Genomic DNA, 26,995 nt, shown 5'->3' with positions numbered 1-26,995 from the left:
GGCCGCCGCGGTGACCGTGCTGGGGGCGATGCTGCAGGACGGGACGCTGGTCGCGCAGCAGCGGGTCCCGGAGGGGACGAACGAGATCACCGGGTTCGCCGCCCTGCTCGCGGCCCTCGATCTGAGGAGTGCGGTGGTCACCGCGGACGCCTTGCACACTCAGCGTGAGTACGCGCGGGTACTGGTCGAGGAGTTCGGCGCCCACTACGTCTTCGTCGTCAAGCGCAATCAGCCCGACCTGTGGCAGGCGTGCCGGGCGGTGCCCTGGGACCGGGTGCGGTCGGCCTCACGTTCCACCGTCCGCGGCCACGGCAGAGTGGAGACCCGGATCATCGAGGCCATGACCTGGGATGATCTGGACTTCCCGCACCTGCGGCAGGTCGCGCGCGTCACCCGGTACCGCACCGTTCGTGCGAGTGGGAAGCGGTCCCGGGAGCGCGTGTACGTGATCACCGACCTCACCTCGCGACAGGCCGGCCCGCAGCGGATCGGCGAGATCACACGAGGGCACTGGGGCATCGAGAACAAGGTCCACTACGTGCGGGACGTGACGCTGGGCGAGGACGCCTCCCGCATCCGCACCGGCCACGGAGCCCAGAACATGGCCACGTTGAGATCGGTCACGATGAACTTCCTGCGCAGGACAGGAAGTTCCATCGCCGACGCCCGCCGCCGGCTGGCACTCGCACCCGCACACAGCCCCGCTCGACCTCTTCGGCATCCCCGGTGACCTGCATATTCACGACTGAAATCCGACTTTGCATCAGCCCTGAGTGGGTGACGGCCAGGTGCTCACCGTCCGCACCGACATGAGCACCACCGTACGCAGCCTCCAACTGCTGGACCGCAGCATCGTCGGAGCCGCCCTGGCCGCCCTGGCCGTCGTCGTCCCCGTCACCGCACTGGCCGCCGAACGGATGAACCGCCGTCTGCGCCACGGATCCCGGATCGCCCGCCGGATCGCCGACGGCGATCTCGACGCCCGGATCGGCCACCAGGGCCGCGCCCGCGACGAGATCACCGAGATGTCCACGGCCGTCGACGAGATGGCCACCACCCTGCACACCCGGCTGACCGCCGAGAAGCGCTTCACCGCCGACGTCGCCGACGAGCTCCGCACCCCGCTGATGGGCCTCGTCACGGCCGCCGGCCTGCTGCCCGACGGCGACGAGGCCACCGACCTGGTCCGCACCCAGGTCCGCGCCCTTCGCGGCCTGGTCGAGGACCTGCTGGAGATCCCCCGTCTCGACGCCGGCGCCGAAAGCGCCCGACTCGACGAAGTCCCCCTGGCGGACCTCATCACCCAGATCACCGGACGCGCCGGCAACACCCGGCTACGGCTGGTCGAACCCGCCACCGTCCGCACCGACCCACGCCGCGTGGAGCGGATCGTCACCAACCTCGTCACCAACGCCCACCAGCACGGCAACGCCCCCGTCGAGGTCACCGTCACCGGCAGCCGGATCACCGTACGCGACCACGGCCCCGGCTTCCCCGAAACCCTCCTCGCCGACGGCCCGCAACGCTTCCGCACAGCAGCCGCCGAACGCGGCCAGGGCCACGGGCTCGGACTCACCATCGCCACCGGCCAAGCCGCCGTGCTCGACGCCCGCCTGACCTTCGCGAACGCCCCCGACGGCGGAGCCGTCGCCACCCTCCACCTCCCCAGACCGGCCACCCTGGGGAACCCGTCCCGGCGCTGACCTTGTGACCTGCCTTCAGTGCGCGCCCGGCCTCGCCGGCGACCCGGTCCGCGGTGGCCGGCCACTCGGTGTGCCAGCTGTGTCGTGGTCGCCCTCGGTGATGCGCTCGCCGGTGGCGACGACCTCGCGGAAGTCGGCGCCGCCATCGCCCTGGACCACCTCACCGACGAGCAACACCGGCCCCGCACTCCCCACCCCGCGGCACCGGGGTCCACCCGAGCTGCCCACCCGGCCTCATGAGCGCCCGCAGGGGGCGCGATGCGGTGGCGGCCGGCCGCGCTCGCCCAGTTCGTCGAGCGGAAACGGCATCCCCGGGGCTCCCGCCGCCCAGGGCGAGCACCACACCCAGGCCGTGCTCCGTCTCGCCCGACGTCGGGCCGATGCGCTCTTCGCGATGCTCCACGACGGCACCTTCCACGGATCCGCGCCCGCCTCGACCTCGGCCACCGGGACTCAGGATCCCCACAGACCGGACAGCCGTACTCGTCCTGCGACTCCATGCCCGCCGGGTGACCGCAGCAGCTGCACGGCCGCACACCGGCGGACACCGGGACGGTCGACTCGTCCGCCGTGCCCGTCGGACTGCCGGAGGATCTCCGGTCGGCCGCTCACCCGCCCTGACCGAACACCTGGGGGTACCCCACCCTCCGGCCGCACGGGACGGCGAACGCGTTCCCCGACGGGACGAGGGCCTGGCGGCTGCGGCGGCCAGGCCCTCGTGGTTCACCCGTTCAGGTTCACCCGTTCAGGTTCAGCCGTTCAGGTTCAGCCGGTCTGGACGGCGGTGTCGTCGATCACGAAGCTGGTCTGGAGGGAGGAGTCCTCCACGCCGTTGAACTTGAGCGTGACGCTCTGGCCCGCGTAGGACGACAGGTCGACCGACTTCTGGGCGTAGCCGGTGTTCTTGTCGAGGTTGCTGTACGAGGCGACCGTGGTGCCGTTGACGCTGACGGTCAGCTTGTCGTACTGGGTCGTGGTGGTGGTCTCCGCGGTGTCGATGTGCAGCCAGTAGCTCAGCGTCGCCCGGCAGCCGGTCGGGATGGTGACGGTCTGCGAGGCGCTGTCGGTGTGGGCGGAGCCGTAGCCGTTCAGCCACGCCTTCCACGATCCGCCGTGCGCCGCCTGGGAGGCGGAGTTGTCGACCACGCCGCTGGTGGTGGTCCAGGGCGCGGCGGAGCCGGTCTCGAAGCCCGCGTTGCCGAGCAGCTGTGCCGGGGTGCAGACGCCGGTGCCGTTGACGGTCAGCGAGAAGGCGGCCGTGTGGGTGGTCGACGCCCCGGCGCCGGTGATGGTGACCGGGTAGGTGCCGGGCGGCGTCGAGGCGGCCGTGTTGACGGTCAGCTGGGAGGTACCGCCGGTCGACACGGAGGCCGGGCTGAAGGACGCGGTGGCGCCCGCCGGCAGGCCCGAGGCGGACAGGTTCACCGTCTGCGCCGAGCCGTTGGTGAGCGTGGTGGACACGGTGGCGGTCAGCGAGCTGCCCGGGTTGACGGAACCGGAGGCCGGCGAGACCGCCATCGAGAAGTCGTTGCCGGTGGCCGCGCAGGTCGGGTCACCGGACTGGGCCGGGACGCTGACGGCGTCCCAGGCGGCCTTGACGGTGTTGAACTGGCCGCAGGACGGGTCGAGGTTCTTGGCCGCCTGCAGCGTCCAGGTGCGGTACTTCAGGTACGAGCTGGCCGTGGTCTTCATCAGCTGGGCGTTGTACACGATCTTGAGGGCGTTCTGCACGCCGACGCCGCCGGTGACGGTGGAGCCGTTGCAGGTGGGGCTGGCCGGCCCGCCCGGCGGGTTGGAGCCCTGCGCGAGCAGGTAGAACCAGTGGTTGCCGGGGCCGGCCGCGGCGTGCACCTCGGTGCTCGGGATGCTGCTGGAGTAGCAGTTCGGGTTGCTCTTGATCAGCGACGGGTTGTACATGTTGCGGATCGGGCCGGTGCCCACCAGGTTGACCTGGTTGCCGACCAGGAAGTCCGGTACGGCGTACGGCGCGGGCTCGTTCATGAAGGCCTCGGTCGACGCGCCGTACACGTCGGCGATGAACTCCTGGGTGCCGCCGCCGGAGATGCCGCCGGGGGTGTGGTCGTCGATGCCGTGGCCCATCTCGTGGGCGAGGACGTCGACCGCGCTGATCCACTGGTTGGCGTTGTTGTGCCCGACCTGGACCTGCGAGCCGTCGTAGTAGGCGTTGACGTCGGCCAGGCCGACCCGGATCGGCCAGGCGCCGCCGCTGCCGTCCATGCCGTTGCGGCCCAGCCACTGCGCGAGCATCCGGAACTCGCCCTGCGCCACGTACTCGGCGTCGACGCAGCCGGTCTCCCTGCTGGTGGCGTCGCCGTTGCCCCAGGTGTCGGTGGTCTTGCTGAACGTCGTGTTGTTCGCGGCGTCCTGGCACGGCATGTTCGTGATGTTGGTGGGGCTCATCGTGAACTTGCCACCGGAGGAGGTGGTGCTGATGGTGAGCGGCGCGGGGCCGTTCCAGGCGCCGGTGCCGCTGCCGTGCAGCACGTGCTCCTGGGTGTGCAGCACGGCGCCGGTGCTCGCGTCGACGTCCACGCTCAGCCGGCTGTAGCCGTCGTCGCCGACGCCGTTCACGGTGGACTCCCAGGCCAGCGCGGCCGGGGCGTCACCGAGCGCGTACACCACCAGCCGGGTGCCCTCGACCTTGTTCACCGACTTCAGCTGCGCCGACGCCACCTTCTCGGCCTGGGCACGGCTCAGGCTCGGGCTGGTCGACAGCGTGCCGATCGGGTGCTGCTGGGCGACCGAGTTGTACGTGACGTGCCCGGCGCTGTCGGTCACCACGACGAAGTCGCCGCCGACCACCGGAACGCCCGCGTACGTGCGCTCGTAGGGCACGTACTGCGCCCCGTTCGAGGAAGCGACCTGGCCTCGGACGAACTGCTCCTGCGGGCCGGCGAGCAGGAAGGCCGGACGGCTGGCCACCAGTGCGTCGGCGCTGGTGGCGGCCGACTGCTGGGAGGACTCGGGCGCGGGCGGCGTCGGCGTCGGCGCCGCCACGGCCGCCGTGCCGGCGGCGGTCAGAGCGGCGATCACGAGCCCGGCGGCGGCGAGCACCGCCGTGCCGGAGCGAACCGTGCCGCGGCGCCGGGGGTTTCTGACATGGGTGTGCAACTGGCGGCCCTCCCTGGGGGATGGGGGACGGCACGCAGGAACGGCGTCATGAGTCGCCCTCGATCGGTGCCGGCCCGGGAACGGGAAACTCGCGCACGTGCAGAGCGGACCGCGGCAGGCCACCTGCTCCCCGGGCGTCACCGGATCAGGGTGAACGGGCGCAGTGTGGCCGGGGGTTGCCACAGCCGTGGGGGTGCGGGACGGCGGTGGCCGCCCAGCGGCAGAACGGTAGCGAAGGTGACGGATCGTCAACAGCCGGTACTCGTGGCGGGAACATGCCAATGATTGATCTCTGCCGAACTGGCGGGAGCCGGCCGGGCCTGCCGGCGACCGAACTGGCGATCGAAAACCACCCCGGGGACGGACCGACCGGCATCGAGGCAGGCAGGCAGACAGGCAGGCAGACAGCCAGGCCGCCGCGCCGACAGCGACGAACCCGGCACCCAGGACCGGACCCACGCCGGGCGGGGCGTGGCACCCTCGTGAGCGCCATCGACGCTCGTGCCGGGATGCTGAAGCTGGCCTGCCGACGGCTCGACGACGGCACGGACCCGCGTGCGGCAGACCCGGCCGGTACGCTGCCCCACCCCGACGACGCGTTCGGAGACCCACGGCGTGCCTGCTGCGCCGGGCAGTCGCCCGCACCGGGGCGGCAGGAGCAGATTGTGCTCCGCCGCCTTGAACGGGTGGCCGGCGTCGGTCAGGGCGTGCGGCACGCTGACGGTCGGTCGGACTCGGTACGGCGGGGGCATACAGCGTTCATCGGCCGGTGATGCTCCGGTCCGAGGGCGCACCCGTAGGTGGTGCGGGGACGGCGTGACGGCGCATTTGAACACAGATGTGCGAACACCCGTCACATGATGTCGCAGGTCGGCCCGTTCACAGCCACGCGCGAGGCGTTCGGTCCTGACCGGCCCGACCCTGGGAGAAGGCCGAGCGCGCGCCGGCCGACGACGGACCGCCAGATCGCGTTCGTGGGCGAGGGCGAGGCCCATGACTCGTTCACGTCCCGCTACCGTGCCGTTCCAGCAGCCGGTCGACGGTGGTCCGGCCGTCGCGGACCCGCTCGGCCCAGTACTGCCACGCCGGGCAACGCAGCATCGCCTCGGCGAGTGCCGTGCCGTCCTGCGGGGCCCCGGACACGTCCGCGGGCGCGGCCCAGGCGGCGTCGAGCAGCGTTCGGGTCAGACGGTGGGCGAGACGGAAGGATGCTCCCGAGTGGAGGAGCAGAGCCTGGACCGCCTCCACTCCCCCTGCCGCGTGGACCGGACGCAGGCGTTCGATCCAGCCCTGTGCCCACCAAGGCCCGAGCCGGGTGGGGTCGGTCCGGGCGAAGGTCGGGGCGAGAGCCGTGGCCAGACGCGGCAGGGCGTCGGCGGTCGTCCCGGCGAGGTGCGGGTACTCCCGCTCGAAGTGGTGTCGCCCGGGTTCGAGACGGTCGGCGAGGGCGGTGATGGTGTCCGCGTCCACCGGGTGTTCGGCGTAGTGGGCCTCGCCGGTGGCGAAGACGTCCCGCAGCACCCGGTGGCGCAGCGGGGTCGACCCGGCGAGCAAGAGGGCGTCGTAGAGGTCCTTGCCCTGGGGGTGGATGTCGGTGACCAGCCACATCAGCTTCCACGCGAGCGACAGTTCGCGGGTCGCTGCGGCGAGGCGGGCTCCGGGGGCGTCCAGGGCGGGCAGCAGGACGGTTTCGGGAGCCACCGGCAGTGGTTCGTTGAAGACGAAGTCGAGCTGCACCGCGCCGCCGGGCAGCCCGTCGGCGTGCCAGGGCAGGACCAGCCGCCTCCCGGGTACCCGGTCGTACGTCCAGATCTCCTCGCTGACCGCCTCGGCCGCGCGGAACCGCACGGTTGCCGTGCTCGCCGCCTCCGCAGCGCAGGCGATGCCCTGCAGCAGGTCGGTGGTGCGGTCCTCCTCGATCCGCCAGTCCTGCGGGACGACCACGAAGTCCAGGTCGCCGGGCTCGCGGGCGGCGGCGCCGTACCAGGCGCGGAGTACCACGCTGCCGCGCACGACCAGGTGCCCGGCCCACGGGGAGTCGGCGACGGCCGCGAGCAGCAGGTCCATGGCGCGTCGGCGCGTCGCGTACCAGACGGCCGACAGCACGGGGTCGGTGAAGCTCGGGTCTGCGGCACGGAATGCGTTGGGGTGCTGCGTGAGCGCCGGATCGAACACTGCGGCCTGCGTGGCGCGGGCGTCGTCGACCGGGCGCAGCGTCAGTGGGAGACCCGGTCCCGGCCGTTGGGTGGCCGGCACCGAACGCGGCACGGTGCCGCGGTACAGCGCGGTCCGGATGTCGTCCATGGGCGCTGGGCTCCTCTCCCCGGCCGGCCGGCGTGTCCCGGCCGCGGCAGTGGATCACGGTAGCGGCCGCTCCGATCCCGCCGGAACCGGATTTGCGGCGCGCACGTGGTCCGGGCCGCCCGCGCCGGGAACGCAGGGAGCGCCGGGAGCGCCGGCCTGACCGGCTCGTCGCCGAGGATGCCGTACAGGTGCGGCCGGACCGGTCGCGTGATGCCCGGACAGGGTCGGCCGCGCTGCCACGTTCGAAGCTGTTGAGGGAGAAGCTCTCGGGGACCACGGCAACTGTGGTGGGACGCGGCTGCGGGCCTCCCGGTCGCCGGTTCCTCGGTCAGCGGGCGGCTCCGGTCCGGCCGGCAGGTCTCACCAGGCCCGTGTCCGCCTGGGGTCCGGCCCGAGTGAGGGTCGAGCGGTACTCGACCTGACGGGCTGACGGTCCATCAGGTGCCGCTCCGCCGTCGCCGACGGCAAGAGCGGTCACCCACCTCCGCAACGGGCGCCCCGACGGGCCCGGTGGCGGTCCGGGAGTTCAGCCGCCCGGGCCGCCGCCCGGGTCCGCCCCGGGCGTCCGGACCGGCGTCCATCCCACAGCAAGGGAGATCCACATGTCCGACACCGCTGCGCAGCACGCCTTCGACCTGGAGGACCTCGACCTCAGCGACCTCACCGTCAGCTCGCTGCGCGACACCGCCGCGCTGCCCGAGACCGGTGCTTCCTGGGGCTCCTGCTCCTGCCAGGGCTCGTCCTCCTGTGCCCAGCCCGAGGTGGACACCCTCGCCTTCTGACCGGCACCACCGGTCCGTACCGGCACCCTTCCGACCCCAGGGAGACCAGATGACCGATCACCAGAACGGCCTGAGCTTCGAATTCGAGGACCTGGACCTCGGCGAGCTCACCGTGACCTCGATGCGTGACACCGTCGCGCTCCCGGAGACCGGCGCCTCCAACGGCGGCAGCTCCTGCTCGTGCGGCTCGTCCTCCTGCGCCCAGCCGCAGTTGCCGACGCTGCCGTACTGACCCCGCGCGGTCGGGGGCCGCGCCCCGGCGCGGTCCCCGACCGCCTCCGACCCCCGACCGCCTCCGACCCCCGACCGCCTCCGACCCCCGATCCCCCAAGTCCCCGCAGCCCCCCGATCGACCGACCCCGGGAGCGTCAGGCATGCCGTACACCGCAGGGCCCGCGGCCGCAGCAGGCACGCCGCCGCCCGACCCCGACGGGTACGCCGTGCGGCCGGCGCCGTACGCGCTCGTACGGGCCACCGTGCTGCGGTACCCGGCCCAGAGCCGGCCGGCCGCGGCCTTCCGTGCCCGGCTCGCCGAACTGGCCGACCTGGAGGCCGACGCCGCCGCGTCGGCCCCCGAGCTGTGCGACGCGCTGTACGCCGCCCGGGCCGGCCACTCCCCCGCCTTCCACCGCGACGTGGTGCTCCCGCTGCGGCGGGCGCTGCACAACGGCCGCGAGCCGCGACCTGCCCTGCTGGAGCGCCTCGGCGACCTGCCCGTCCGGGTACCGCAGCTCGGCGCCTGGCTGGCGCTGCGGACCCGCCGCGCGGCTCTCCTGGCCGACCTGGACTGCGGCACCGACACCGGCACCGGATCGTCCGGCGGCACCACTCTGGCCGCGCTGGCCGCCGAGCGCGCGGCCCTCGCCGAGCTGTGCCGGGAGCCCGCCCTGGCCCGGGCCGTCGCCCTGACCAGCGGCGACCTGCTCCGGGCCGTGGAGCGGGCCGGCCGCGGCTCCGACGACCGCCGGGCCCGCAAGGAGGAGCCCGGGGTCCTCCGGTACGCGCTGCGGGCGAGCACCAGGACCAGCCCGCTGTCCTGGTTCACCGCCGTCGGCTGGGGCCTGGCCGGCGGCACACCCGGCACGGAGACCGGCCACGCCCCCGACGGGGGGACCGGCGACGGCTTCGAGGCGGACGGCCTGCGGACCGTGGTCCGCGCCAACCGCACCCTGGTGAGCGCGCTGACCGAGGCCCTGCTCGACGCCCCGCACCGCCGGGCCGGCCTGCCGCACCGGATGACCAGCACCGCCCGGATCACCGCCGGCCGGGCCGCGTACGCCCGCAGCCGCGTGGTCTTCGCCGGCGGCCGCTACCTGGTGACCAACGAGGACGAGGCCGAACTCGCCGCCGGGCGCCCGCTGGAACTCCTCGCGGCCGGCGACGGCGCACCGGCCACCCTGGCGGAGCTGACCGGCAGGCTGGCCGGCGCGCTGGGCGGCCCCGGCGCCCACGAGGCGGCCGCCGGGTACCTGGCCCGGCTCGCCGAGGCCGGACTGCTGGTGCCGACCGACCCGGTGGCCCCGCAGGACACCGACCCGCTCGCCCGGCTCGCCGACTGGCTCCGCACCTGGCCCGAGGACACCGCACTGGCCGGCCGGATCGACGACATCGCCCGGCTCGGCGCGGACCTCGCCGCCGTGGAAGCCGGCCGGCGCCCGGCGCTGCTCGCCGAACTCGCGACCCGCTGGCGCGAGTTGCTCGCCGCGGCCGGCCGCCCGGTCCCGGTCGGCGGCGCGCCGCTCAGCGTGCTCTCCGAGGACGTGGTCGCACCCCGGCCGGTGCCGCACGCCGGCGCGCCCACCGCCGCCGACCACCGGGCGCTCGGCGAACTCACCGCACTGGCCGAACTGTTCGACCTCGGCCACCTGATGCGTCGGATCACCCGGGACCGCTTCGTCGCCCGCTACGGCGCGGGCGGCACCTGCCGCCACCCGTGGGAGTTCGGCTCCGCCTTCGCCGAGGCCTGGGAGGAGGCCGGCCGGCTGGCCGCCCTCGACCCGCACGACCGCGACCGCTTCCCCACCGGTGCGGCCGAACTGGCCGCCCTGCGCCGGGAGGTGCTCGGCACCGCGCACGCCACCGCCCGCGCCCAGGACCCGGCCGCCGACCTGGTGCTGCCGGCCGACCTGATCGCCGGGCTCGGCGACCGGCTGCCCGCCTGGACGACCGCACGGCCGGCCGGCTACGCCTACTTCGTGCAGCGCGAGCAGGCCGCCGGCGGCCTGCTCTGCGTCAACCACGTGTACGGCGGCTGGGGCCGCTTCACCAGCCGCTTCCTCGACGCGCTCGACCCGGCCGCCGCCGCCGCGGTCCGCGAGCAGATCCGGCACGGCCTCGGCGAGGGGGCCCGGCCCGCCCAGATCCGTCCGGTCGGCGGGTTCAACGCCAACCTGCACCCGCTGCTCGTCCCGGACGAGATCGGGCCCGACCGCCGCTGGGCGTCGATCGGCGAGGCCGAGGTCGACCTGGTGCACGACCTCGCCGGTGACCAGCTCAGGCTGCGGCTGCGGGCCACCGGCGAACTCCTCGACGTGCTCTACAGCGGCTTCCTCGCCCCGATCATGCTGCCGCAGCGGCTCGCCCCGTTCCTGTCCGACCAGCCGCACGGAGTGGCCGACTTCCGGGCCCTGGTGCACCGCCACACCGTCCCGGCCCCCGGCGGCCAGGTGGTTCGCTCCGCCCGGCTGCGCCACCGCCACCTGGTGCTGCAGCGGCGGCGCTGGCAGCTGCCGGCCGGCGTGGTACAGGCGCTGCGCGCGGACCTCGCCGCCGACCGGGCCGTGCCGGCCGCCACCACCGCCCGCTGGCGCGCCCTGCTCGACCTGCCCGAACAGCTCTTCCTGCACCCGGCCCCGGCCGCCCCGGCGGGCCGCCCGACGGACGACTTCCTGGCCCATCTGCGCCGCCCCAAGCCGCAGTTCCTCGACCTCGGCAACGCGCTGCACCTGCGTTCCCTGGCCAGGTGGCTGGCCCGGCACGACGACGGCGCGGTGCTGGAAGAGGCACTGCCCGCCCCCGGCGCCCGTACGACGGCCGGCCGGGCCGTCGAGCTGGTGGTGGAGACCTACCGCGCCGGGCGGCCCCGATGACCGCCCCGGACCCGACCGAGCAGGGAGCAGCCCCGGTGACCGAGACCCCCACCGACCCGGCCGACGGCGCCGCCCGTGACGTGGTCGCCTACTACCACCATCCGGTCAAGGGGCCGCTGCTGCGGGGCGCGGTCCTGCCGCTGGCGGACCGCTGCGCCGCCGAGGGCCTGACCGTCCACGTGGAGCGGCACTGGCTGCACGGCCCGCACCTGCGGCTGCGACTGCGCGGCCCGGCGGCGCAGGTCGCCGACACCGCCGCCCGCGGCGCCGCGCAGCTGCGCGACTGGCTGCGCCGCCACCCCTCGGTGAGCGACCAGGGCACCGGGGAACTGCTCGCCGCCGCGGCCGAGGCCGGCCGCGCCGAGCTGATCGCACCGCCGTACGGGCCGATCGTGCCCGACAACACCGTCCGGGTGGAGCGCGTCGACCTCACCGGACTACGGGCCCTGATCGGCGCCGACGGCGTGCTGCTGCGCGACGATCTGCTCGGGATGGGCCGCCCGGCGCTGCACGCGGCGGCCGACTTCCTCGGCCGGTGCGGGGACGGCGCCGCGGCCCGGGTGCAGCTCGCCGTGGCCGCGCTCGCCGCGCACGCCGCCGCGCACCCCGGCGGGCTGGTCGGCGGCCACTACTCGTACGTCTCCCACCTGGAGGACTTCCTGGTGCACGACGACCCGGACGGACGGCTGCGCCGCGCCTTCGAGGACCGCTGGGAGGCCGCCGGCGAGGCGGTCACCGCCCTGGTCGCCCGGATCGGCGCGGGCGGGGCCACCGGCTGGGAGCAGGCCTGGGCCGGTTGGTCGGCCGCAGCCTGGCAGCTGGCCGAGCGCCGCCACGCCGCCGGCGCGGACCTGGGCGGGCACCCGTACGAGTACCGGGTGCGGGCCGCCGCCACCGGCGACGCCGCAGCGGCCGAGCGCTGGAACCAGGACGTGCGCACCCGGTACAGCGAGTTCCACCGGCTGCTGCGCCGCTCGGACCCGCAGGGCGCGATGTGGAGCCGCCCGGAGTACCTGATCCACCGCGCCAGCACCAACGCGCTGTACCGGCTGTTCGCGATCTGCGATCTGCGGCCGCTGGAGCGCTACCTGGCGGCCCACTTGGTGGTGCGCGCCGTCCCCGCCGTGACCGGGCACGACTGGCGCCGCCAGGTCGACACCGTCATCGACGCCGTGGAGCGGGCCTCGTGACGCCGGGCCGGACCACACCCCTCGACGCATCAGCCGGGGCGCTCGCGCAGGGTGCGGTCGCCGGGGCCGGGCCCGAGGCGTACCCGGCGGCGACGCCCGACCCGCTCCGGGGCCTCGCGGGTCTGCGGCTGCGCCCCGGCGTGGCCGTCACCGCGCTGCGGGCCGGGCTGCACCTGCGCGGCCGGCGGGCCGCGGTGACCCTGGAGGGCGGCGCCGCGCTGCCCGCGCTGTGGCAGCTGCTGGCCGAACCACTACGCACCGGCGACACCGGCGCGCTCGACCGGCAGGCGCCGCCGGCCTCGCCGGTGCGTGCCGCGCTCGGCACCGTGCTCGCCCAACTCCGCGCGCACGACCTGCTGGTGGAGCCGGGCGATGCCGCTGCCGGGCCCTGGCTGCTGGACACGGCCGAACGGCCGGGCGCGGCCGCGGCGGCCCTGGCGGCCGCCCGGCCCCGGGTGCTGGGCGCCGAGCCCGGCGGGCCGTTGGCCCCGGCCGCGGTCCGGGCCCTGGTCCGGGCGGGCGCCGCGCCCTCGTGCGCCGGGCAGGCCGGTGCCACGCCCGGGCAGGTGCTGCTGCGCACGGCCGGCCGGCCGGCGCTCGCGGTGGCGGCCCGGGTGTGCGGCGGAACGGGCTTCGTCACCGCGCCGGCCGGGCCCGAGCAGGCGCTCGCGGACGCCGCCGCCCTGACCGCCCGGCTCGGACTGGACCCGGCCGAGCCCCCGGCCGCGGTGCTGGCCGCGCTGGTCGCCGGGGCGGCCGCGCAGCGGCTGGTGTGCGCGGTGGCGGGCCTGCCGGACCCGGCCGGCGAGGGCGAGGACCCGCGGCTGCTGCCGGGTCGGCCCGCCGTACTGGTGGCGGGCACCGGACCGCTGCGGGCGGACCACCGCCCCTGGCTGGGCGGCGAACCGTTGGACCCCGACCGGTCGGCGCCCGGCGCCGCCCCGGCCACGCTTGCCGAGGCGATGCACCGGGTGGCGGCCCTCGGCGACGAGCGGATCGGGGTGCTCCCGACGGCCGAACCCGGTGCGCTGCCGCAGCTCCCGGTCTCGCTGGCCGGCTGCGCGGTGACCGGCGGCACCCTGCTCGCGGGTGCGCCCAGGACCGACCTGGCCCGCCTGGAGGCGCTCTGCCGGGCGGCCGAACTGCGGCTCGGCGCGGTCACCGTGGGCGCCGACGCCGGCCACGCCTGGGGCCGCGCGCTGCGGCGCGCCGCGGCGGCCCGCGCCGGAACCGGCGGCCGGCCGGCGGCGCTGCCCGCCGCGAGCTGGGCGGCAGACCCGCAGGCCCGGCACTGGTGGACCACGCTCACCGCCCGGCTCGGCGTACACGCCGAACTGCGGGTGACCCCGCTCGCCCCGGATGCGGCCGCCTTCCACGCCGCGGTGCTCGGCACCGGCGGCCGGCTGCTGGCCGAGGCGGTCGAGGCCACCGCGGCGGACGCCGCCGCCTTCGCCGCCCTCGCGGCCACCGCCGGGGTGCAGGCGCAGGCCGCACCCGGCCCGGCCGGCGGCCCGGCCGCCTGCCCGGTCGCCTGCTCGGGCGGCGCCGCCGCTCCGCTCGCCACCGCCGGAGTCCGCCGGGCCGGCTGGGAGGACCGCGGCTGGACGGCCGGCTGGCTCGCCGACGTCGCCTCCCGGGAGCCGGAGTTGCAGGCCGGCCTGCGCCGACTGACCGGCCTGCGCCCCGCCCCCTGGGCGCCCGCCGGCCCGGACGCCCGCACCGTGGCCACCGCCCTGCACGGCGCCGGGTTCACCGTCCTGCCCACACCCGGAGGACCCCGATGACCGGTGCACCGCCCCCCACGAGCCACGCCCCAACCGTCCAGGCCCCAACCGCCCACGCCCCGTCCGCCGTCGCGCCGCTCGGCCTGCCGGTGCTGGACGCCCCGGCCGCGCTGGCCGCCGGCAGCGGCACCGCCGTGGTGCTGCTGGAATCCTGGACGCTGGGCCTGGCCGAGGAGCTGAGCCGGCACGCGCTGGCCCACCCGGTGCGTCTGGTCCCGGTGCGCCTGGACGGCCCGCTGACCGTGGTCGGGCCGGTGCTGGCGCCGGACGCGGCGGCCTGCCTGAGCTGCACCGAGTACCAGCGGCTGGCCACCACGGGCGGCCGGGTGCCCTGGCAGAGCCCGACGCTGGCACTGGCCGGGGTCGGCTCACCGGCGCTGGCCGAGGCGGTCGGGCTGCTCGCCGCGGAGCTGGCTACCGGCGGCGAGCCGGCCGACGGCACGGTGCACCTGGTGCACACCGGCCGGGCCACCTGGTCCACCCACCGGATCCGCCCGGTCGGCGGCTGCCCGGTCTGCCGGCCGCTTCCGCCGGACAGCGCCGCGGCCGCCCGGCTGCCGTACCGGCCGCGGCCGCTGCCGGACCTGGCTGTGCTGCGCGGCGCCAACTCCCGTACGAGCGGCGGCGCGTTGCGCGCGCAGCTGCACGACGAGCGGTTCGGGCCGGTACGCCGGCTGGTCAGGTCGGAGGACTCGGCCGCCGGCCTGACCACCGCCCACGTCACCGACGGCCGGCTGGTGGACGACGGCGGCTACGGGCGCGGCACGGACTTCGCGGGCAGCGAGCGGATTGCGCTGTTCGAGGCGGTGGAACGGTTCGCGGGCATGCGCCCGACCGGCCGCCGGACGGTGCTGCGCTCCTCCTTCGCCGCGCTTGGCGCCAAACGCGCGCTCGACCCGGAGCGGCTCGGCCTGCCCGACCCCCGCCACCACGGGCACCCCGCCTCGCGCACCGTGCCGTACACCCCGGAGCTGGAACTCGACTGGGTGCACGGCTGGTCGCTCACCCACGACCGCCCGATCGCCGTGCCCGAGCACGTGGCCTACTGGGACGTCCCCGGCGCCGACCGGCCGCGGGTGGTGTACGAGTCCTCGAACGGCTGCGGGCTGGGCAACAGCCCGCAGGAGGCCGCGCTGTACGGGCTGTTCGAGGTGGCGGAGCGCGACGCCTTCCTGATGGCCTGGTACACCGCCACCCCGCTGCCGCGGATCACCGTGCCCGCCGACGACCCCGAGGTGGCGCAGCTCGCCGACCGGGCCGAGCTGGCCGGCTACCGGTTGCGCCTGCTGGACGCCACCAACGACTTCGGCATCCCGGCGGTGCTCGCGGTCTGCCGCTACACGGGCGGCCATCCGGACGCGCCGAGGGTGTTCCTGGCCGCCGGGGCGCACCACGACCCGCGCACCGCGATCCGCTCGGCGGTCGCGGAGGTGGTCACCAACGTGCACGAGTCGGCGCAGCGGGCGCTGGCGCCCGGCGGGCCGCGCGCACCGGAGCGGCTGCGGCCGATGCTGGACCGGCCCGAGCTGGTGCGCTCGCTGGACGACCACGTAGGCCTCAACACCCTCCCCGAGGCGGGCGCCCGGCTGGACTTCCTGTTCGCGGACACCCCGGAGCGCGACCTGCGACAGGCCTGGCCGGGCGCGCCCGAGCCGGTGGCCGACCTGACGGAACTGCTGGCCGCCACCGTACGGCGGCTGGCCGGGGAGGGCCTGGAGGTGATCGCGGTGACCCAGGACGAGCCCGGTGTACGGGACGGGCTCGGCCTGCACTGCGTGAAGGTGGTGGTGCCCGGCTCGCTGCCGATGACGTTCGGGCACGTGAACCACCGCACCCGCGGCCTGCCCCGGCTCCTGGAGGTGCCGTACCGGCTCGGACGCACCGAACAGCCACTGCAGTACGACGAGTTGACGATCCATCCGCACCCCTTCCCGTGAGCCGTGCCGACCGCCCGAAACCGCCTCGCCGACACCCCGGTGCCCGGCCCGGACCCCGAGGACCTGACGTGACGGACCGATCCCCCGCCGCCACCGGCCCCGCCGCCGCCACGGACGTTGCCGCCCCCGTCCCGGCCGCTGCCGACCCCGACGCTGCCGACCCCGCCGGCTGGCACAGCCTGCACCTCTTCCTGCACAGCGGCACCGAGGACACCGACGCCTTCCTCACCGAGGACCTGGCGCCGCTGCTGGACGCCCTGGTGGCCGCCGGGCAGGCCGCCGCCTGGTTCTTCATCCGCTACGGCGAGGGCGGTCCGCACCTGCGGATCCGGCTGCGCGCCCTGGATCCGCAGGCGGCGGCCGGGCTGCCCGCGACCCTGACGGAACTGGCCGTCGCACGGCCGGCGGTGGCGGGGACGTGGCCGTCGCGTCACGGCGAGGTCCGGGAGGTGCCGTACGAGCCGGAGACCGAACGCTACGGCGGACCGCTCGCACTGCCGGCGGCCGAGCACGTCTTCACCGTCTCCTCCCGGGTGGCGGTCCGGGCGCTGCGCGAACAGCCGCGCGGGGCCCGGCGGCTGGCACTGGCGGCCGACCTGGCGCACGCCACCGCCGCCGCGCTCGGCCTGGACCGGCTGGCGGCCGCACAGTGGCTGCGCCGGCACGCGGCGAGCTGGCGGTGGATCACCGAGGTCACCCTGCTGCCCGGGGCGGTGGTGCACGCCAAGGTCAATTCCGTGTACGCGGGGCAGCACGAGGCGCTGGCGCAGCGGGCCCGGGCCCTGCGCGCCGCGCTGGCGGACGGCAGCGCGGCGCCCTGGCTGGCGGACTGGGCCCGGGAGGTGCGGGCCTCGGAGGTCCGGCTGCCCTGGGTGTGGGCCTCCCAGCTGCACATGCTGTTCAACCGGCTGGGGATCACCCCCGACGAGGAGCGGGCCGTCTGCCGGCTGGCCGCACGGACCATGCTGGACGCGGGCGAACCGCCGTCGTTCTTCCCCGCCGGGCACCGGGCGCCGGACCGCCAGTATCTGGAACGCAGCAAGTTCCAGGTCGGCCGGCCCGAGGACACCGCGCTGCGCTCGCTGCCGCCGGCTCCGGCATCCACCGCCTCCGCCACCGAACTCCCGCTGCCCGCCGGCCCGTTGCCCGACGTCCCGCTGGCCGCCGTACTGGGTGCGCGGACCTCCGCACGCGGCCCGCTGACCGGCCCGCTCGACGCCCGCACCCTCGGCACCCTGCTCTGGGGCTCGCACGCGCAGAGCCACCGCTCCGAGCAGCCGCTCGCCGACGGCGGCGTCCGCCCGCTGGTGCACCGCCCGTACCCGAGTGCGGGGGCGCTGTACACGGCCCGGCTGCGGCTCATCGCACTCGACGTCCCAGGCCTGCGCTCGGGCACCTACCAGTGCGTTCCCGAGCACCGGGCACTGCGCCCGCTCGGCCCGGCCCCGAGCACCGAAGAGATCGCCGCCCTCTCCTCCTACCTCACCCGCGCCCCCGAGGACCCGGACGGGATCGGCATCGACCGCGCCCCCGCCGTACTCGCCCTCTACCTCGACCTCGGCCTGCTGCGCCGCCGGTACGGCCTGCGGGCCCTGCGACTGGGCCTGCTGGAAGCCGGCCACCTCGCCCAGACCCTGTTGCTCACCGCCACCGCCCTCGGCCTGCGCACCACACCCCTGGGCGGCTTCCACGACGACCTGGCACACGAACTGCTCGGCCTCGACGACCTCGACCAGCCGCTGCAGTACCTCCTCCCTCTGGGGGTCGTCTGACCCCCGGAGGACTCGGCCACCCGGCCCGCAGGCCGGCATGCGAAGCTGCGGGCCGGCGGCCGGTGGCCGGCGGCCGGAAGGAGCGAGCCGGGCGGCGCCTGCCGCGGACGTCGGGCCGAGCCGGCACAGCGGACTGCTGCCGGGGGCCGGCCGGACGATGCCCACCACCACGGCCTCGGCGAGGTGGATGCGACTCCGCTTTCACCACCCGCCGGCGTACCCGCCCCCACGTGCCGACGGCGGTGATGTTCTCCTGACCCGGTTCGCCTGCGGCGTCGGGCGGGTCACTGATCGGGCGGGTCACTCAGCGGGGGCGTGCGGCGGCGGGGGTGAGGTGGCGGGCCAGGGTGTCGAGAGCGGCGGACACCTCGCGCAGCAGCGGCTCGTCCGGGGCGCTGCCGTCGGGGGCGGTGAGAGCTGCGGTGAGGGCGTCGTCGATGGTCGTGGAGCGCACTTCTTCGACCCGGGCGGACGGGTGCGCGGCGGCACGGACACGCCGGCGGCGGCGGTCGGCGGGGTCGGGTTCGGTATCGACCGAGCCTGCCTCGACCAGCCGGGCGACGGCGGTGGAGACCTGACTCTGCGGCAGGCCGGTGCGGACGGCGATCTCCCCGACGGTCGCCCCGGGGTGTGCCAGGACGTCGCCGAGGGTGACCAGGACCGCGCGGACCGAGCCGCCGGCCACCGTCTGCGGCTGCGGCATCGCCTGTTCGCCGATCTTCATCAGGGTGCGGCCCAGGAGGAACAGCTCGACTCCGTTCATGCCCCAAGAGTACATCGAAGTAGATGCATCTTTCTTGATATATCTACTTCGATTGTTTATCGTCGCCGTGCCGGGCGGCAGCACCGCCGGCAACCGACCGAGGGGGAACCAGCATGGCCACCGTCCGCACACTCGCCGTCCCGGGCGCCACGCTCCACTACCGGGTCGAGGGCACGGGCCCGACACTGCTGCTCTCGCAGAGCGGCGAGGGCGACGCGGACCGCACCGTCGACCTCGTCCCGCACCTCACCGACGCCTTCACCGTCGTCACCTACGACCGCCGAGGCCTGTCACGCAGCGTCCTCGACGACCCGGCCACCCCTGTGACCATGGCCGACCACGCCGATGACGTCGTCCGGGTACTCGCCGAGGTGACCCACGAACCGGCACTGATGGCCGGGTTCAGCATGGGCGCCGCGATCGGCCTGCGGGTCGCCGCCCGACACCCGGGAGCGCTGGACACGCTCATCGCCCACGAGCCCGTCGTGCCGAATCTGCTGCCGGCGGACGGCCGGGCCGAGCACCTCGGGGAGTTGGCGGCCATCCGGGCGGCCTACCTCGACGGGGGCACAGCGGCCGCCTTCCCCGCAATCGCCCGCCACCTCGGGATCGACCCGGCCCACGACCGGACCGAGAACAGCCTCACCCCGCAGCCGCTGACGCCCCGCCGGCTGGCCAACTTCGGGTTCTTCATCGGCACGGAGTTCCCGGCGATCACGGCGGACGACCTCCTGCCCGCCGAGATCACAAGGGCCGCAGCAGCCACCGGCACTGCCCGGATCGTCCCTGCGACGGGAGAGGACACCCGGCCGGACCTGCACACCTACCGCTGCGCGCTGGCGCTGGCGGAACTGCTGGACACCGAGCCGGCCATCTTCCCCGGCGGCCACAACGGGAACACCGCCTTCCCGCGCGCCACCGCGCGGACACTGAAAACCCTCCTGACGCGGTGAACAGGCACGGTGGGCCGCGACGACGGCTCTCCGCGGACGGCGACCTGGTCGGCGGTGCCATGCTCCGGTTCGACCAGCCCGACAGCACGTGGCGTTGCGGCCTGCCCCGGGCCGATGCCGCCGGCTGGAACATCAGCGAGGCCGCCCGCCGCACCGGCGCCGTCAGGTCCGACGGCCGGACGGCCCACCCGGGCCGGAGCCCCCGCACACCGCCGGGGCTCCGGCCCGGGCCCTGACCGTTCCGGCCACCGCGGCCCGCTCCCGCAGGCCTCCGACCGGTCCTGCCCGCCCAGCGGTCCGGAACCCGGTCCCCGCACTTCACCCGGTCCCCCGCAGGCCCTCCCACGCCCTCGCGGGCCCCTGACGGATGGCCTCGCGCAGGGACGCGACGCGGCGGGCGAGGCCGTCAGCGAGCGGGACCGGCGCCGTCGGGGCCGGCCCGGCAACGGGAGCGCAGCCCGTCCAGGCGCTGCGCGATCACCTCGGACGGCTGTCAGGTGACACCTACGGTCCGGCGGGCGGGGTGGTCGGGGATCCGGCCGGGGCCGCGGAGTCCGGCACCCCGGCGTAGTCGGGCAGCTCGACGCCGTTGATCGCCCGCCCGACCAGCTCGGCGAACCATTCGCCGGCGAAGTCGGGGAGCGGCTCGGCGTCCGGGCCGGGTACCTGGCGGCTGCGGGCGTTGAGCCGGCCGATCTCCTGGTTGGCCTCGACGAACGAGCGCATCCGGGCCTCGTAGCGGGCGAACCCGGCGTCGGCATCCCATCCGGCGGCGGCCAGTTCCCCCGCCAGCAGGTAGGCGCCGACCAGTGCCAGCCCGGTGCCCTGTCCGGACATCGGTGACGAGCTGAACGCCGCGTCCCCGAGCAGCCCCACCCGTCCGCTCGACCAGCGCTCCATCACCACCTGGGCAACCTGGTCGAGGTAGAAGTCCGGGGTGTCGTCCAGGTGCGCCAGGATGTCGGGGGCCAGCCAGCCCAGACCCGCCATCCGCTCTCGCAGCAGGCGCTTCTGGGCCGCGACGTCGCGGTAACCGACGTCGCCGCCGGGCGAGGCGGAGTAGAACATCGCCATCGCCCGGGTGGCGTCCTGGATGGGTCGCAGCAGGACGGAACGCCCCGACTCCTGGTCCTGGTACTCCAGCAGCCAGCGGTCCAGGGCGAACTCGTTGGGCACGCTGTAGAAGGCCAGTACGTGCCCGAGGGGGCGCACGAATCGCTCGTGCGGCCCGAAGACCATCGCCCGCAGCTCCGAGTACAGCCCGTCGGCCCCGACCACCAGATCGAAGCGCCGCCGGGCGCCGCCCGCGAGGACCACGTCGACCCCGTCCGCGTCCTGGGCGAGCTCGGTGATCCGGTCGCCGAAGATGTACTCGACGTCGTCGCGGGTGTCGTCGTAGAGCACCTGGGACAGGTCTCCACGCAGGATCTCGATGTCCGCGATGAACCCGTCGCCACCGTCGTCGTCCGCGCGGAAGGTCTCCAGCACCTTCCCGTCCGCGTCCACGGTGTGCGCGCCGGCGGTGTCGGTGCACGCCGCCCGGACCTCCGCGTCCAGGCCCATCCGCCCGATGACCTCCTTGGCGACCCCACGCGCATCCACCGCCTGCCCGCCGGAACGCAGCCCCGGGGCCCGCTCCACCACCGTCACCTCCGCCCCCCGCCGGCGCAGCCAGTGGGCGAGGGCGGGTCCCGCGATGCTGGCCCCCGCCACCAACACCCTGGGACCGGGCACCGCCGCCCCCGGCTCACCCGTCCGGATCGCGCGCTCCGGCCCGCGGTCGTCGACGTCCATCACTGCCTCCCTGTGCTACCTCCACCGACCGGCCGGGGTGGTGCGCCCGCCGGACCGCGGTACCTCGATCGCTGTGACGCCCATCCTCGCGCCCGCCCCTGACACATGGCCGCAAAGCCGCCCAACTTCCCGTGTCGCGGCGGGTGCACCTCGGCAGGTCTCCCGTCGGCCGGACCGGGGAGCGGCCGCGGCCGCCGGTGAGCAGCACGGAGGCCGGGCACGGGCGCCGGGCCCGGGGCCTGCCCGGTCGCATTTCATGTGACCGGGCGCTTCGGTGGGCCGGTCGAGCGCGGAGGATATCCTCGGACGGATCCGGCAGGCTTCCCGCCATCGCCTCGACGAGGCGGTCGACCTCCCGGTGGAAGGCGATGAGGCACCTTGATCTCCGACTACCAGCGACGCCTGCGAGAACGGTTCCTGTCCGTCCCGCTCGTTGCGCCGCCCGCTCCCTGGTGCCCGGTCCTGGACCGGCGCACCCCGATCGGCGGGCTGCTGGGCATCGGTTTCGCCGTCGCTCCCGACGACGGCCGCGACCTGGTCATGGTGGTCTCCGCCGACGGCCACGGGCTCTTCGACGCCGTCACCGGCGAGAAGCTCGCCCGGGACCGTGATCCCGACCCCGACGGCAGCACCCCGGACGCGGAGCCGGATCTCTCCTGCCCTGGGCTCGACCCCGTCGCCGAGACCCGGGTGCGCATCGCGGGACTCTTCGGGGGCGGTCTGCACACCACCACCTGGGACGGCTGGACGTTGGAGGTGGTCAGTCCCGAGTGGCCGAACGACCGCGTCCTCCTGTCCGAAGACGGAGGCATGCCTCATGACGGGCCGCACGGCGAAGGCTGGTGGCACATCTTCGACTCCGACTACTCGGAATTGCGGGCCGCCGGCTTCTCGCCGTCCGGACGCACTCTCGCCGTCGCCACCAGCAGCGACCTCACCCTCTGGAGACGTCCGGCACCTGACACCGAACGCCCGGCCGGCCCGACCGCTCACCGGCCCTCTGAAGCGATCAGCCACATGTCACTTCATCTGCCGCCGCCGCGTCCGGAATGATGCTCCCGCCCCCTCCCGCATGCTCCCCGCGGGGGCCGACCCGTGGTCAGATCCTTTCCCCGAGAACCCCGGGCGGGGCTTCGCCGGCCTCCACCTCACGCTGCCCGCTCCCGCCGGGAGCCGGACCGCGCTGGCCTGCGGCCGCGGGTGCGGCCCGGCGCCACCTCCTGCCAAGGAGCCGGCGGCGGGCACGCCGAGCCCCGGAGAGCACCCGTGCCGCCGCCGACGGTCGCCGCTGCGGCCACCAGCACCGGTTTCCTCGCCGCGCACCCGTTCCTCACGCCGCAGCTGCACCACGAACCGGTCGCCCCCGCGCCGGCCACCCGGCCCGGGGCCGCCCGCAACGGCGGTGCGGCGCAGGCCGGGAGACGGGCGCACGGCGGCCCCGGGGGTCACGGCCCCGGGCCGCACGTGCGGCCCTCCGCAACCGCCGTGCGCGGACCCTGTGCCCGGCGTCACACCGGCGCTACAGTTCCCACACCGCAGGGGGCTTGCGGAACGGGTGCGGGCGGGAGGCGGCGGGGATGGTCTCGGGGGTCCTGGCGAAGCTCGGCACAGGGATCGGCGGGCGGACGGCCGCGCTGATCGTCACCGGAGGGCTGACGGCAGCCGGCGCCGGCGTCTGGTGGGCCGTCCACGGCCCCGCGCTCCAGGTGGTGCAGCGCAGTGCGCAGGTCGTGGTGGCGGGCGGCGGCGAACAGGCCGCGGTGGCCGGCTGCGCCAAGCACGAGACCGCGCTCGGCGGCGGGTACGCCGTCGACGGCGACGGGTTCGCCACCACCAGCGAGTTCGTCGGCAGCTCCGCCTGGCTGGTGTCCGCGTACAACCCCGGGGGCACCTCCGTCACCCTCACCGCCTACGTGCTGTGCGTCAACGCAGCGGTGGAGTTCGCCCCGCGCGGCGAGTACACCATGCAGGCGCACGCCTTCCAGGACCGCATCGGCGACAAGCTCGGGAGCGGCGACCGCGACCTGACCGAGCAGGGCCCGTTCGCCGGGCTGACGGCGAAGTCGCTGGCACGGCCCTACTGCGACGGCGCCGGACTCATCCAGCTCGGCGTGGAGTTCCGGGCCACCCGCCTGGTCACCGGACGGGCGGTGGCACCCGTACCCCTGGCCGAACTGAACTCGGCCTCCGCCGACACCGGCTCCGGTGACCCCAGCTACTGGGCGGCCAAAACCAACCCCGGGACCGCGCTCAGCACCAGCCCGTTCCCGCTGGGCGACAGTGACGGCGCGGAACGCATGACCCGGATCGTCGATCCGCAGCCGCCCGAGGCCAACTACGCGGTCGGCGTCCGGCCGATCTGCGCCAAACTGCCCTCCGCCACCATCGTGACCGGCGCGGTGGACGTTCCCGCCGGCGCAACCGCCACGGCCGCCGTCGCCTGCCCCAAGGGCCGCTTCGTCGTGGGCGGCGGGTACAGCTTCCGCGAGAAGGCAGTCGGCGGCGCCCAGCGCTTCCACAGCGACGGCTGGCTGTACGCCCCGGCCTCCGGGCCCACCCCCGGCGCCGGCGGGCACCCCGTCAAGGACTGGCAGGTCACCGGCCGCAACCGGCAGCAGGCCGGCGCCCAGTACGAGGACTCGGTGTGGATCGAGCACAGCGACCGCGAAACCTCCACCGGCAACGTCTACTTCGACACCCACCCGCACGGCCCCGACGACCAGCTCCTGCGCGGCACCACCGCACCGGACAGCCAGCACCTGGTCGCCGCCGCCGTCTGCGCCACCATCGACGCCCAACCCACCGAACCGGGCACGGTCCACCTCGCCACCGGGCTGCCGCAACCGCCGCCCGCCGTGGACATCCCCGGCACCATCGCCCCACCCACCGTCGTACCGACGCTCCCGCCCTCCGCCCCGCCGTCGGCCTCGCCGTCGGCCTCACCCTCGCAGTCCGCCCCGCCGCAGTCACCCCCGCCCGGCCCCTCCGCCGCACCGAGCACCCCGTCCGGCCGGCCCAGCAGCCACAGCCCGTCCGGAGCCCCACCGACCACTCCGACCACTCCGACCACCCCGGGCAACTCGCCCACCGCGAACCCCGAACCGCAACCACCGGCCGTCACCATCGAGCAGCCCACCACCGGCGGCACCCTACGGCGTGGCTGCGAGGAGCACTTCAGCGGCACCGCGCGCACCCGGCCCGGCAACCAGCCGATCACCGACCCGCAGGCCACCACCTGGCAGCTGATCGGGCCCGACGGACCACTCACCCTCGGCCACGGCACCACCGCCACCTTCACCGTCCCACTGCTCGCCGACGGCACCTACCCGCTCGTCCTCACCGCCCGCGACCCCGCCGACGGCCTCACCGGCCGAACGCAGACCACCGTCCGCATCACCGGCTGCCTACGCTGAACCACCCGCACCGAGTTGCCCGCACCGAGCCGCACCGCTACCGCCCCGGCGGGATCCCCCATGACCTGGTCGCCACCCCGAAGGGGCCGCCGACCCCGGCCGCACCGAGAACGCCCGCCGGCGCCGGACCGGCCGTGGCATCACAGCGCTGCAGCCAGGCAGGGAAACCCCGTGTCGGGCGGAACGACCGCGTCAGCGTCGTCAGCGCCGCGTCAGCCCGCTCCCGCCAGGATCGGACCTCCTCTGCGTCAAGCCGCTCACCTGGCACTTTCCCTCGAGTGCCCCTGTGGCCCGCCGGCGCGGGTCCGGAAGAAGAGATCGGAAGAGGAGATCGGAAGAAGAGATCGGAAGACGGCGAGGGTCCTCCGCCCGGAGGGCCGTCGATCGGGAGCCCGCAACGGTCGGACGACCGCGAACCCGGCCCCGGCCGTGGCGGACCGGCCCTACCCGCAAGAGCCGTCCGGCGGGCGTCGGCCGCCCCCGCGACCAGTCGGCGCGGCCGTGTCAGGCCGCCGCGCGGGCGGCCTTGATGCGGGCGGCGTCGAAGACCGCGGCCGGGTTCCCGTAGTAGGTCCACGGGCCGGCGATCTCCCGGCCCATCCTGCGGAAAAGGCTCAGGGCCTGCGTCGGGCGGCCATTCTCGATCAGGCCATGGGCGATCCAGCCACTCGCCGGGACGATGCCGGGGTGGGCGGGGTCGGCGGCCGCCAGGTCGGCCAGGGCCGCGTCCAGGGCGGCCGTGTACTCGGCGGAACGGTAGAGCGAGGCCGCGGACTTGTCGCGCAGGACCTGCTCCCAGTACGCCCGCAGCTTCAGCACCGTCAGCAGGCTGCCCGCTCGCGCTCCGGCGATCGCCTCGTCCGCGAACTCGTGCATCAACTCGTTACTGCCGCGCCACTTCTCGCACCAGTACTGCAGCGCGGCGGTGTGCGCGCCGAAGTGGTGGGGCTCGCGGGCCACGATCTCCGCCCACAGCGCGCGGTAGCGCTCGTGCGACCAGCCCTGACCCATCGCGATCGGCTGCTGCATCACCCAGGCGTTCGGGTCCCCGGCCGGGGCGAGTCGGATCGCCTCGTACGACACCGCCGCCGCCTCCTGCAGCACCTGGTGAAAGCCCATGGCCTGCTCGCGGGTCACCTGTGAAGCGTACTTCCCGGTGCGGATCCTCCACGCCCGCTTGACCAGGGCGTCGGTATGCACCTGGGCCGCCTCGGGGCTGTCCGGCTGCTCCTTGCGCCACTGCCAGAGCCAGATGTCGTCGGTGGCCGCGAGGTCACCGAACGGGTTCATCCGGGCGTAGCGGGTGCTCCAGTCACCGTCACCGTCCGAGAGGTAGGCGGCAACGGGTCGCCAGTCCCCCGCCTTGGCCGCATCCAACGCGGCCCGCCCCGCCGGCCCGGCGGGTTCACTGCCCAGTTCGACCAGTCCGGCGCGCGGCACCAAGCCCGCTGCGGGCGCATCGTGGCCCGCGGTGGCCTTGCGGTGCTTGTTCAGCCAGAGGCCCAGTCTGATGAGGAGGACGAGGAGGGTGACGATGACGAGCGGGTGGGCCATGGACCTGCTTCTCTACGGAACTTCGTCGCACAGGTGTGCATTCGGCGAAGATCGTACCGTTCGGCCGCGGAGCCGTGAACGGGTTTTCCTGGCCGGCTAGCGCCCGTGGCTCCAGAGCTGTCCCGACGTCACGCACCGGGCACATCCCCGGAAGCCGCTTCCGAGCCCTGCGGCACTGGCCCACCCTGGAGGCCTCCTACGAGGCCGTGGCGGACATCGCCGCACCGGCGTCGCGGACGACGGCCTGGCGGATCGCGGCGTACCGCCCGGCCTTCGACATCTGCGGCACGACCAGGGCACTCCACCTGGGGTCCACCAGCTCTGTCCACGTGAAGCGGTGCTGCCTCAACTTCCGCGAAATGGCCACGCAGAGTGACGAATTGGCTCGGCCTGGACTCCAAGTGCAGTCGGAGCGCCCAGGAGACCGCGCCCGCACAGGAGTCCTCCTTGCTCGAACCGGACCGTTTCACCCTTCTCATGGTCATACCGGACGGCATGGCCCAGCACCTCACTCGGCTCATCTCCCTCTGGACACGGGACCGGGGCTACAAGCTGCGCGGGTTCCGGGAGCTGATGCTGAGCCAGGAGCACCAGCTCATCCTCGACGCGGACACCCACGCCGGAGGCCGGATCGATCGGCACCTGAGCGAGGCGTTTTACGGCACAGCGCCCTGGACCTGAGCCCGGACTCGTGAGGCCACCACCACCGAGGTTTGCGACCGTCCCGGCCCGGGCTGCCGGGCCACGGCTCACAGGCGGGGTGCTCCCCGGGCGCGGGCCGGGAGTTCAGGCAGGGAACGGGCGAGCCCCGGCAGACCCGGCCCG

General features: G+C 75.2%; 17 protein-coding genes and 1 pseudogene. 13 read left to right on the top strand and 5 right to left on the bottom strand.

From position 1 onward, the window contains the following. Together AC2TEW_RS32990 and AC2TEW_RS32985 are read left to right on the top strand one after the other, a co-directional pair. Nucleotides 1–730: ISAs1 family transposase (locus tag AC2TEW_RS32990; RefSeq protein WP_484626950.1), on the top strand; the 730-nt coding region annotated here is incomplete at its 5' end. 43 nt (nucleotides 731–773) lie between these two features. Beyond that, a pseudogene (locus AC2TEW_RS32985) lies at nucleotides 774–1,703 on the top strand (sensor histidine kinase); the annotation flags it as partial. Between the two features lie 765 nt (nucleotides 1,704–2,468). Here the strand turns inward: AC2TEW_RS32985 and AC2TEW_RS32980 are convergent. Both AC2TEW_RS32980 and AC2TEW_RS32975 read right to left on the bottom strand, forming a co-directional pair. Then, nucleotides 2,469–4,835, bottom strand: coding sequence for a M4 family metallopeptidase (locus AC2TEW_RS32980; protein WP_484626949.1), 2,367 nt, complete (start codon nucleotides 4,833–4,835; stop codon nucleotides 2,469–2,471). A gap of 1,002 nt (nucleotides 4,836–5,837) precedes the next feature. Continuing rightward, complete coding sequence (locus tag AC2TEW_RS32975) at nucleotides 5,838–7,139, bottom strand: nucleotidyl transferase AbiEii/AbiGii toxin family protein (RefSeq protein ID WP_484626948.1); 1,302 nt, start codon at nucleotides 7,137–7,139, stop codon at nucleotides 5,838–5,840. A gap of 602 nt (nucleotides 7,140–7,741) precedes the next feature. Here AC2TEW_RS32975 and AC2TEW_RS32970 point away from each other — a divergent pair. From AC2TEW_RS32970 to AC2TEW_RS32940, 7 genes are all read left to right on the top strand, one after another. Continuing rightward, a complete protein-coding gene (locus tag AC2TEW_RS32970; protein ID WP_484626947.1) occupies nucleotides 7,742–7,921 on the top strand; it encodes a thiazolylpeptide-type bacteriocin in 180 nt (59 codons plus the stop codon). A gap of 49 nt (nucleotides 7,922–7,970) precedes the next feature. Beyond that, a complete protein-coding gene (locus tag AC2TEW_RS32965) occupies nucleotides 7,971–8,153 on the top strand; it encodes a thiazolylpeptide-type bacteriocin (RefSeq protein ID WP_484626946.1) in 183 nt (60 codons plus the stop codon). Nucleotides 8,154–8,295: 142 nt separating this feature from the next. Then, nucleotides 8,296–11,010, top strand: a complete 2,715-nt coding sequence (locus tag AC2TEW_RS32960; RefSeq protein WP_484626945.1) for a lantibiotic dehydratase — start codon at nucleotides 8,296–8,298, stop codon at nucleotides 11,008–11,010. Nucleotides 11,011–11,045: 35 nt separating this feature from the next. Then, complete coding sequence (locus AC2TEW_RS32955; RefSeq protein ID WP_484626944.1) at nucleotides 11,046–12,200, top strand: hypothetical protein; 1,155 nt, start codon at nucleotides 11,046–11,048, stop codon at nucleotides 12,198–12,200. Beyond that, nucleotides 12,197–13,984, top strand: coding sequence for an amino acid adenylation domain-containing protein (locus AC2TEW_RS32950; protein ID WP_484626943.1), 1,788 nt, complete (start codon nucleotides 12,197–12,199; stop codon nucleotides 13,982–13,984). The genes AC2TEW_RS32955 and AC2TEW_RS32950 overlap by 4 nt, the downstream gene beginning before the upstream one ends. Beyond that, nucleotides 13,981–15,921: a TOMM precursor leader peptide-binding protein gene (locus AC2TEW_RS32945; protein ID WP_484626942.1), complete on the top strand. Its 1,941-nt coding sequence runs from the start codon at nucleotides 13,981–13,983 to the stop codon at nucleotides 15,919–15,921. Before AC2TEW_RS32950 ends, AC2TEW_RS32945 begins: the two co-directional genes overlap by 4 nt. A gap of 68 nt (nucleotides 15,922–15,989) precedes the next feature. Beyond that, complete coding sequence (locus AC2TEW_RS32940; RefSeq protein WP_484626941.1) at nucleotides 15,990–17,693, top strand: thiopeptide-type bacteriocin biosynthesis protein; 1,704 nt, start codon at nucleotides 15,990–15,992, stop codon at nucleotides 17,691–17,693. Between the two features lie 304 nt (nucleotides 17,694–17,997). On the opposite strand, the gene AC2TEW_RS32935 is transcribed toward AC2TEW_RS32940, so the two are convergent. After that, nucleotides 17,998–18,456, bottom strand: coding sequence for a MarR family transcriptional regulator (locus AC2TEW_RS32935; protein WP_484626940.1), 459 nt, complete (start codon nucleotides 18,454–18,456; stop codon nucleotides 17,998–18,000). A 113-nt stretch (nucleotides 18,457–18,569) separates the two neighbouring features. Between AC2TEW_RS32935 and AC2TEW_RS32930 the strand changes: the two genes are divergently transcribed. Further along, on the top strand, nucleotides 18,570–19,409 hold the full coding sequence (locus AC2TEW_RS32930; RefSeq protein WP_484626939.1) for an alpha/beta fold hydrolase: 840 nt from the start codon (nucleotides 18,570–18,572) through the stop codon (nucleotides 19,407–19,409). A 504-nt stretch (nucleotides 19,410–19,913) separates the two neighbouring features. On the opposite strand, the gene AC2TEW_RS32925 is transcribed toward AC2TEW_RS32930, so the two are convergent. Further along, complete coding sequence (locus AC2TEW_RS32925) at nucleotides 19,914–21,203, bottom strand: FAD-dependent monooxygenase (RefSeq protein ID WP_484626938.1); 1,290 nt, start codon at nucleotides 21,201–21,203, stop codon at nucleotides 19,914–19,916. Nucleotides 21,204–21,581: 378 nt separating this feature from the next. On the opposite strand from AC2TEW_RS32925, the gene AC2TEW_RS32920 reads away from it, so the two are divergent. Both AC2TEW_RS32920 and AC2TEW_RS32915 read left to right on the top strand, forming a co-directional pair. Next, nucleotides 21,582–22,256 (top strand): hypothetical protein, encoded by a 675-nt coding sequence (locus AC2TEW_RS32920; protein ID WP_484626937.1) that lies wholly within the window; start codon nucleotides 21,582–21,584, stop codon nucleotides 22,254–22,256. 524 nt (nucleotides 22,257–22,780) lie between these two features. Beyond that, nucleotides 22,781–24,616 (top strand): hypothetical protein, encoded by a 1,836-nt coding sequence (locus AC2TEW_RS32915; protein ID WP_484626936.1) that lies wholly within the window; start codon nucleotides 22,781–22,783, stop codon nucleotides 24,614–24,616. 504 nt (nucleotides 24,617–25,120) lie between these two features. On the opposite strand, the gene AC2TEW_RS32910 is transcribed toward AC2TEW_RS32915, so the two are convergent. After that, the gene (locus AC2TEW_RS32910; protein ID WP_484626935.1) at nucleotides 25,121–26,170 is read right to left on the bottom strand and encodes a hypothetical protein; all 1,050 of its coding nucleotides are present in this window, start codon (nucleotides 26,168–26,170) and stop codon (nucleotides 25,121–25,123) included. Nucleotides 26,171–26,617: 447 nt separating this feature from the next. Here AC2TEW_RS32910 and AC2TEW_RS32905 point away from each other — a divergent pair, with 447 nt between their 5' ends. After that, a complete protein-coding gene (locus AC2TEW_RS32905) occupies nucleotides 26,618–26,851 on the top strand; it encodes a hypothetical protein (protein ID WP_484626934.1) in 234 nt (77 codons plus the stop codon). Nucleotides 26,852–26,995: the final 144 nt, after the last annotated feature.

It is taken from the genome of Kitasatospora sp. NEAU-CNBT7, assembly GCF_057220535.1.
The sequence above is the reverse complement of the archived record's forward strand: the minus strand, read 5'-3'. Positions and strand labels throughout refer to the sequence as shown.